The following is a 7,725-nucleotide window of genomic DNA, read 5'->3' on the forward strand; positions in this document are numbered from 1 at the left end:
TGAATGCACAAAGTAATGCCCGTGCTTTGTCTGTTGTTAGAACCGTTGGTTCTCCAAACGTTTTCACTAACCTTTTCATAAATGCATATGCAGCCTGATGATCCCGTTTTTTACGAAGTTGAATATCCAATGTGTACCCTTCTTTATCAATTGCACGATACAGGTAACGCCATTCTCCTTTGACTCTTATATAGGTCTCATCCAATTTCCAAGATAGTTGTACTCTTTTATTTTTCTTCTTCCAAATTTGATAGATCAGGTGGCCATATTCATGAACCCAGCGCATAATAGTTGTTGGATGAATTGAAACACCACGTTCTTTCAAAATTTCAGAGACATCACGATAGCTTAAAGAAAAACGACAATAGTGGCCAACGGCTACCAAAATAATATCTTGTTTAAATTGCTTTCCTTTAAAATATCCCATTTATGATTCTCCTCACTCTGTTTTGCAAAAGTTTAGCTTAGTTTTAAAAACTTTGCAACAGAACCATATTAAACGTTCCTTTCTTCCACTAATTGCAACATTTCCCCATTCGATCTTCTAAAACGAATCGTTTTACGACCATTGATACCACGCTTTGGTTCGCTTGTTTGAAAAACGATTCCTTTTTGTTTATAGGGGTTCCGTCCCACATCCATAAAGTCAAGAAAACAGGTCACCCCCAAAACGAAAAAAATGAGTTGACCTCTCATAAATAACTGTAAAATAATAAAATTTTCGTTTTGGGGACATTTCAAAGTATTAGCTTGATGGGCATGGGGTAACACCAACATTTCGCAAATTCTGTACGTTAAGGCTAAATCCCTTGATATGACAAGGATTTCGTTATAAGTACCGAAAATGGATTTTTAAAGAACTTTATTGAGTTCCAATGAAACTAAGAGAAATATGGTCAAAAAAAGTTCCAAAACTCATTACCAAAAACAAAGTACCATATCAAATACAAAACATCGTTTATGGAACCTTCTTAACGTACGGTAAAACAAAGTTTTTTACCTTAATAATTCCTTAGCGTACGAAATTCGCGTTTGGTTGGCGGGACCCCTTTAATGAATGGCATTATGGCATAGTAGCACTATGTTGTGAGAAACTATAAGGAAGCGAAAAATGATTGTATCAAATAAAAAAGGAGACTAATTGTAACATGAGTCAAAGAATGAAAACGTATTTACCAGCTATTATTATTGTTCTCATTGCTGCTGCAATTCTTATCTATCAATCAACGACAGGAAAGCAAATTCCGGACGACCTGAGGCAAAAAATGCAGGAAGCGGCAAAGAACGGCCAGAAACTGACGCTAGAACAAATGAAAGGTATGGGAGGTAAAGGTGAAGGTGGTGGATTAAAAGACTGGATCACACAGATTGGGAATGTATCAATCTTCTTTGGTATGGTCGCCTTTTGGTGGTTCCGTTTCAAAAAGAAGATGAAATCGCCATTACCGTTCGTTAAAAAGTTTTCCAAGTTTCTATTCAAAGTACATAATTTTGCAGGTTGGACTGCCTTAGTTTTGACAGTCATACACGGTGTGTACTTCCTCTATACGAAAAAGCTTGGCGATCACGATCAGCTTTCAGGAATTGCAGCTGGTCTTATCCTCCTTACTCTTGTGGGATATGGATATGTCATCCGCAAGTTTAAAAACAAATGGACAAGACAGGTACACAGGCTGATGTCTTTTGTATGGTTGATTGCACTCGCCTTTCATGCAGGTGGATTTTTCGGAGCATGCGTCGGTGCAACTATCGGAATTTGGATTATTTTAGAGATAGTAGAAAATATTGCGAAGAAACAGGTGAAACAAGCGGTGTAAATTCCACTTGTTTTTATCTGAAGTTTAATTGTCCCTATGCTAGCTCCGGTATTCTTAATAAGCTTGATTATGTGAACACGAATACTCTCCAGATTGCTTAGCTGGAGAGTATTTTTTGTATAATCCTAGATCCATTGAATTCCGATAACGAATTTTACGTCAACTAGCACCTCTTGTGGGGGCTAGTTGTTTTTTTTCAGTAGCAAAGATGAGATTTCACTTTTAGAAACTGTCTTAGCGTATAAAATCCGCATTTTGCCGTCAGTACCCCATAAAGAAATTGGAGGGAATGAAAATGAATAGTGTTCGCTCCTTTTTTGCTATTTCAAATAAATTATTAAAATTTCACATACTATAATTTTTAATAAAAATATATGAAAAAAAGAAACAATATTAGCATCTGGGCAAATATAAAACGTAACAAAACGAACATTTAAATCTGAAAAAATTGACTTTCAAAGAAAATGAGCTCTCAGATTTGATTATAACGAACGATTCTGATGCAACCAGTACATTTGGTATCAAATATCATTTTATTTGTTATTAACTTTATTAGGGTGTTTAAAAAGATTTTTAAAATAAGTGAAAGGATTTTCGGTTCTGTTGCAAAGTTAAAAAAACATAAGTAGGTTTATAAATTAAAGTTAAATCTTAGGAAGTTGCTAATAACAGTTCTAATTCATTGTACGCCGAAAAGACGGAGTCTGGTTGAAGACTTCGTCTTTGTTTATAGAGAGCATGAAGTGTTTCGATTCCTTTGATTGTACGAGAAGCATGACGAAGCGTTTGAAATCCAGATGATTTAACAAAACGACGTTTTACATGACGATGATCTTGTTCTATGAGATTATTGAAATGTTTGATGGTACAGTGCTTTGTATGCTGATAAAGGCCCTTTTTCTTTAACTTTTTGAATGCACAAAGTAATGCAGGAGCCTGGTCTGTCGTGAGAATCGACGGTTCTCCAAAATGTTTCACTAATCTTTTCATGAAAGCATAGGCAGCCTGATAATCACGTTTTTTTCGAAGTTGAAAGTCCAATGTATCCCCATCGGCGTCAATGGCACGATAAAGATAACACCATTTTCCTTTGACTTTGATATAGGTTTCATCCAAATGCCATGATAATTGAGCAGTTTTGTTTTTCTTTTTCCAGATTTGATAAATCAAATTGCCATATTCATGGAACCAACGCATGATTGTTGTAGGGTGAACCGAAATTCCACGTTCTTTCATTATTTCAGATACATCACGATAACTTAAAGAAAAACGACAGTAATAGCCAACGGCTATCAAAATAATCTCTTGTTTGAATTGTCTTCCTTTAAAATGTCCCATGCTGTATTCTCCTCATTACTTTTTTCTAAAGTTTAACGACGTTTGAAAATCTTTGCAACAGAACCAAAATGGTTAACTATAAGTAAAAAAGAAAAAAACCGGCTTCTATCGGTCTTTTCAAATATTCTTATATTGTTGGTCTCTTCTTAGACCTAGATTTTCTAGGACCTACAATTAATTTGATTGCTGTTCTTTCTTGATTATTGATTGAAATCTCTTGAAACGCTGGAATAAGAACCAAGTCAATACCACTAGGAGCTACGAATCCTCTTGCAATAGCAATGGCTTTAATTGCTTGATTTATAGCGCCAGCTCCAATCACTTGAATTTCTGCATTACCGCTTTCTCTTAATACGCCTGCAATTGCGCCTGCAACTGAATTGGGATTTGATTTTGATGATACTTTTAATATATTTTCCATGTAAGTTGCTCCCTCTGTTATTTAATCGCCTTTTTGGTTACTGAATGGAATATAATTAACGTACCTTTAACTAATATTCATATCCAAAGCAAACAATACTATTGAATGTATTTATTCGATACTTTTTATGTTGTACCTGCCCATCTACATAAATAAAAAGCGAATTACTAAATCTTAAACTTAGTCATCGCTCTATCCATTGCATCTTGGTTTACCCCTATATATCTAAGTGTTACTCTTTCTGATGAATGATTAAATATCTCCATAAGCAACGCTCTGTTCTTTGTCTGCATGTACATGTGATATCCAAACGTCTTACGTAATGTATGTGTTCCTATCTCATCTAAACCAAACTCTGCTGCTGTACTTCTAAGTATTTTGTATGCCATACTACGACCAATCGGTTTGTTACTACCTTGTCTGCTTTTAATTAAGTACTCATGATCTTCTCTCTCTTCAATGAACCACTTCAACTCTTGCAGTAATTTGAATACGTTTCTGCTTACCTGTTTTCATTTCATGCATTAAGATGTGACTACCTTTCAAATCACCAACTTTCAGTTTCAAGATATCACTAATACGTAACCCTGTGTTAATTCCTATTACAAACAGGATATAATTACGTTCACGTCCTAATGGACGGTTTTGTTAAGTGATAATAAAGTTGTTTAATACTTATTGGACTAACAGACAGATAGCTCAATAAGAAATAGACTATTGGTTAATTGTGGTATATAATTTCATTTGCAGGAACGTATGTTCTTTGTTTTAATGTAGTAGCTTTTGATGCGAAAAAGAATAAACTATGAAAATTGTGATTGGAGTGTTAGTGAATGAAAATAAAAAGAGTTTATCTTTATGTATTTAATACAATGTCAGACTGGGAATATGGATATTTAATTGCTGAACTAAACTCAGGAAGATATTTCAAAAAGGATTTAGCACCTTTAAAAGTGATTACAGTAGGAGCGAATAAAGAAATTATCACTACGATGGGTGGACTGAGTATAAAACCAGATATTTCTCTTGATGAATGTACCTTTGAGAGTAAAGATCTTGTAGTGTTACCTGGAGGGAATACTTGGGGAGAAGATATTCATCAACCTATCTTAAAAAAAATTGATGAAGCTTTAAAGCTCGGTACTATAGTTGCTGCAATTTGTGGTGCAACTGTCGGGCTAGCGAATAATGGATACTTAGATTCTAGAAAGCATACAAGCAATAACTTAGAGTATATTAAAATGGTCTGCCCTAATTATAAAGGAGAAAAATTTTATGAGATGGGACCTGTGGTAGCTAGTGAGAATTTGGTTACTGCATCAGGAGTAGCTCCTCTAGAATTTGCGATGGAAGTATTGAAAAAAATAGATGTATTTTTACCAGATACATTACATTCGTGGTATAACCTAAATAAGACTTACAAACCTGAATACTTCTTCCAGTTAATGAATTCAATAAATAAATGAGCTAAAAAAACAACTTTGCAGTTAGTTTAACAAGAATTAAACAATTTTATTATTAAGTTTTGAGTGCAAACATATTTAAATGGATAAAAATTAAACAACTTTAAAGAGCATTACTACAATAAAATGTAGCAAGGCTCTTATATTTTTATAAGAAAATTAAATAACTTTATTATCACTTAACAATAGGACAGTTTGTTGCTTTTTGGGAAAAAGATGGGGATAATAAAAACCAAGCCTTTTCATATGAAAAAGCTACTGATTTATTGGTTATCAATACTTTTACTAGAAATAATAATTTTGGACAATTCGTTTTTCCAAAAGAAGTACTTGTAAAACAAAATATCCTTAAAACAGCCACTACAAAAGGAAAAATGGCAATTAGAGTTTACCCTAGTTGGGAAAATCCCACTAGCAAACAAGCTATCGAAACACAGAAATGGCAATTAGAATATTTTGTTGGGATGAACAATACAAATAGTTTACCAATACAAGAACTATTAAAGCTATACTCTAACTAAAATTGGATAGCCCTAAATGTGGTTTTAAAATAAAGTTCGATAATTTAAAACAAAATATTCCATTTCCGTAAACAGGTGCGTTAGTGGAATAAGGAGTATTAAAATAATCAAACTTTTTTATAAAAATTTCATACTTAGTTAAAAAGAGAAACTCCATTTTGATCAATCTTTTTTCAAAATGAAGTTTTTATATTTGCTTTTAAATAAGGATTAAAACACATTTTTTAATCAAACTTTATTGCAAAGCTACAGTTTACTGATTTTCACCTAATTCCTAGAGATAAAGGTGGAATCTTTATGTTTTATAACAACAAGAATGAACTAATGTTTGTTGGTAAGGCAAGAAAGTTAAGACCAAGAATAAAAAAACATTTTGAAGATACTGTATCAGTAATCAAAGACCATAGAGATGAAGTAATCAAAATTGATGTTTGTCTTGTAGAAAACGCGATGGAAAGAGAAATTTATGAAACATATATCGCTAATAAACAAAAGTCAAAATATAATGTAGACAAAGTGTTCTTTAAATAAGTAAAAGCTCATAAAAAGGACTAATAAAATGAGACAACTTTGCCTCGGCTTATTAGTCCTTTTTTACCGCTTGCAACGTTACGTTGCACAATGATACGGATATCACTTGAGAGAAAGAACAATTTGATACGATAAAGGATGGGAATAGATTGGATAATCATAGCCAAACACCGGCGTATATATATACGTATGCATTTCGCGAAGAGGAACGTTCTTTATGTTATATGGAGATGCGCTCACTTTTTGGAACGGAATCGCACTCTAATATATTGAAAAGCACAATCAAAATTGATCCGAGCCGAAGCCCGTTTATTAAAGAACGGATTGACGTAATGTATGAAGGAGATGAACTGCCAGATATTTTGAAGCAGGTCGAACAGATTGATTTGTCTGGATCCACGTTCAAAGTCATCTTCGTTAAAATTAATGATCTTGATAAATCGAAAAAAATAGAATACGGAGAACGCCGCCTTATTGAGCGAGATATCGGCATGCATATTGAAGGTGAAGCCGATGTGCATCATCCAGAGCGTGTATTTGGCATTGTAATCATTGGCGGACGTTGGTACTTCGGAACATATATGGAAAGCGAGGCTGTTTGGTTCCATCACGTGAAAAAACCACGCAGCTATTCTACGTCACTAAGCACACGTGTAGCGAGAGCTGTTGCGAATATCGCTGTGCCAAATCCTGATGGAGTCAAAGCGATCGATCCATGCTGTGGTATTGGAACGGTAGTGGTAGAAGCACTCTCTATGGGCATTGACATCGTTGGCCGTGATATTAACCCGCTTGTCGTAATCGGATCAAGAGAAAACATCGCGCATTTTGGTTTTGAAGGAGACGTAACGGTAGGACCTATCGAAGACATTCAGACAAACTACGATGTAGCAATTATCGATATGCCGTACAATCTATTTACGTGCGCAACACCAGAAGATCAATTCTCGATTTTAAAACATGCGCGCCGTATTGCAAAAAAAGTAGTAGTTGTAACAAGCGAAACAATGGATCACATGATCGAAGAAATTGGATTTGAAATTACAGACCGCTGCGTAACAAGAAAAGGAAACTTTTCTCGGCAAATTCTTGTTTGTGAATAGGGAAGTAAGGGAAGACCAATGGGTGCATTGGTCTTTTTTTGTTTACTTTTCATTTTTAATGGTACAATTTCACTTTGAGGGTAAGGTAGGGATACAGCCGAGATACGTGTAAAATTAGGTCATAGTGATACATTTTTTACCAAACGTTGTTTTTCAGTGATATTTGTAACATAAACGTTCATTTTTGTTACGTTGTATATTTGAAAATTAGAAACGCCCTCACCGTTGAATTAGGCCTAGTTCCAGCGTTCCTGTAACCAGGGGCAAAGTATCTATTGAGAACACAGTGTTTTAGTGGTTAGCCCGACTTAATTCTTAGGAAAAACCAATGATTTTACAGTAACAAAAACGATCAGTTTAGATACAGTGTCAATTTGTACTATATGGGGTCCCGCCACATCGCCATCAACTTAACACAAATGAACTACCCCAAAACGATAAAATTGAGCAATTTGTACAGAATTATCGTTTTGGGGTAGTCCTAAATCCTTAGCTTGATGGGCATGTGGTGCTGATATTATCCCCTTAAGG

7 protein-coding genes and 2 pseudogenes are annotated in these 7,725 nt (G+C 34.6%); 5 read left to right on the plus strand and 4 right to left on the minus strand.

Annotated elements, in window-relative coordinates; genetic code table 11:
- Positions 1 to 427 (minus strand): IS6 family transposase (locus CN326_RS23110; protein ID WP_141525116.1); only part of this gene is annotated, 427 nt, incomplete at its 3' end.
- A 721-nt stretch (positions 428 to 1,148) separates the two neighbouring features.
- Between CN326_RS23110 and CN326_RS23120 the strand changes: the two genes are divergently transcribed.
- Positions 1,149 to 1,817, plus strand: a complete 669-nt coding sequence (locus CN326_RS23120; RefSeq protein ID WP_098311294.1) for a hypothetical protein — start codon at positions 1,149 to 1,151, stop codon at positions 1,815 to 1,817.
- 651 nt (positions 1,818 to 2,468) lie between these two features.
- Here CN326_RS23120 and CN326_RS23125 read toward each other — a convergent pair.
- From CN326_RS23125 to CN326_RS23135, 3 genes and pseudogenes are all read right to left on the minus strand, one after another.
- Positions 2,469 to 3,155, minus strand: a complete 687-nt coding sequence (locus tag CN326_RS23125; RefSeq protein ID WP_098311295.1) for an IS6 family transposase — start codon at positions 3,153 to 3,155, stop codon at positions 2,469 to 2,471.
- Positions 3,156 to 3,282: 127 nt separating this feature from the next.
- A complete protein-coding gene (locus CN326_RS23130; protein WP_098311296.1) occupies positions 3,283 to 3,576 on the minus strand; it encodes a stage V sporulation protein S in 294 nt (97 codons plus the stop codon).
- 167 nt (positions 3,577 to 3,743) lie between these two features.
- Positions 3,744 to 4,200 (minus strand): annotated as a pseudogene (locus CN326_RS23135) (tyrosine-type recombinase/integrase); the annotation flags it as partial.
- 209 nt (positions 4,201 to 4,409) lie between these two features.
- On the opposite strand from CN326_RS23135, the gene CN326_RS23140 reads away from it, so the two are divergent.
- The 4 genes and pseudogenes from CN326_RS23140 to CN326_RS23155 all read left to right on the plus strand — a co-directional run bounded on the left by CN326_RS23140 (position 4,410) and on the right by CN326_RS23155 (position 7,194).
- The gene (locus CN326_RS23140; RefSeq protein ID WP_098311297.1) at positions 4,410 to 5,042 is read left to right on the plus strand and encodes a type 1 glutamine amidotransferase family protein; all 633 of its coding nucleotides are present in this window, start codon (positions 4,410 to 4,412) and stop codon (positions 5,040 to 5,042) included.
- A gap of 182 nt (positions 5,043 to 5,224) precedes the next feature.
- Positions 5,225 to 5,560, plus strand: coding sequence for a MepB family protein (locus CN326_RS23145; protein WP_098311298.1), 336 nt, complete (start codon positions 5,225 to 5,227; stop codon positions 5,558 to 5,560).
- A 252-nt stretch (positions 5,561 to 5,812) separates the two neighbouring features.
- Positions 5,813 to 6,091: pseudogene (locus tag CN326_RS23150) on the plus strand (nucleotide excision repair endonuclease); the annotation flags it as partial.
- A gap of 149 nt (positions 6,092 to 6,240) precedes the next feature.
- The gene (locus tag CN326_RS23155) at positions 6,241 to 7,194 is read left to right on the plus strand and encodes a TRM11 family SAM-dependent methyltransferase (protein ID WP_097898858.1); all 954 of its coding nucleotides are present in this window, start codon (positions 6,241 to 6,243) and stop codon (positions 7,192 to 7,194) included.
- The last annotated feature ends 531 nt before the right edge of the window (positions 7,195 to 7,725 follow it).

The sequence above is a fragment of the Bacillus sp. AFS018417 genome, assembly GCF_002560985.1.
Taxonomy (GTDB): Bacteria; Bacillota; Bacilli; order Bacillales; family Bacillaceae_G; genus Bacillus_A; species Bacillus_A rhizoplanae.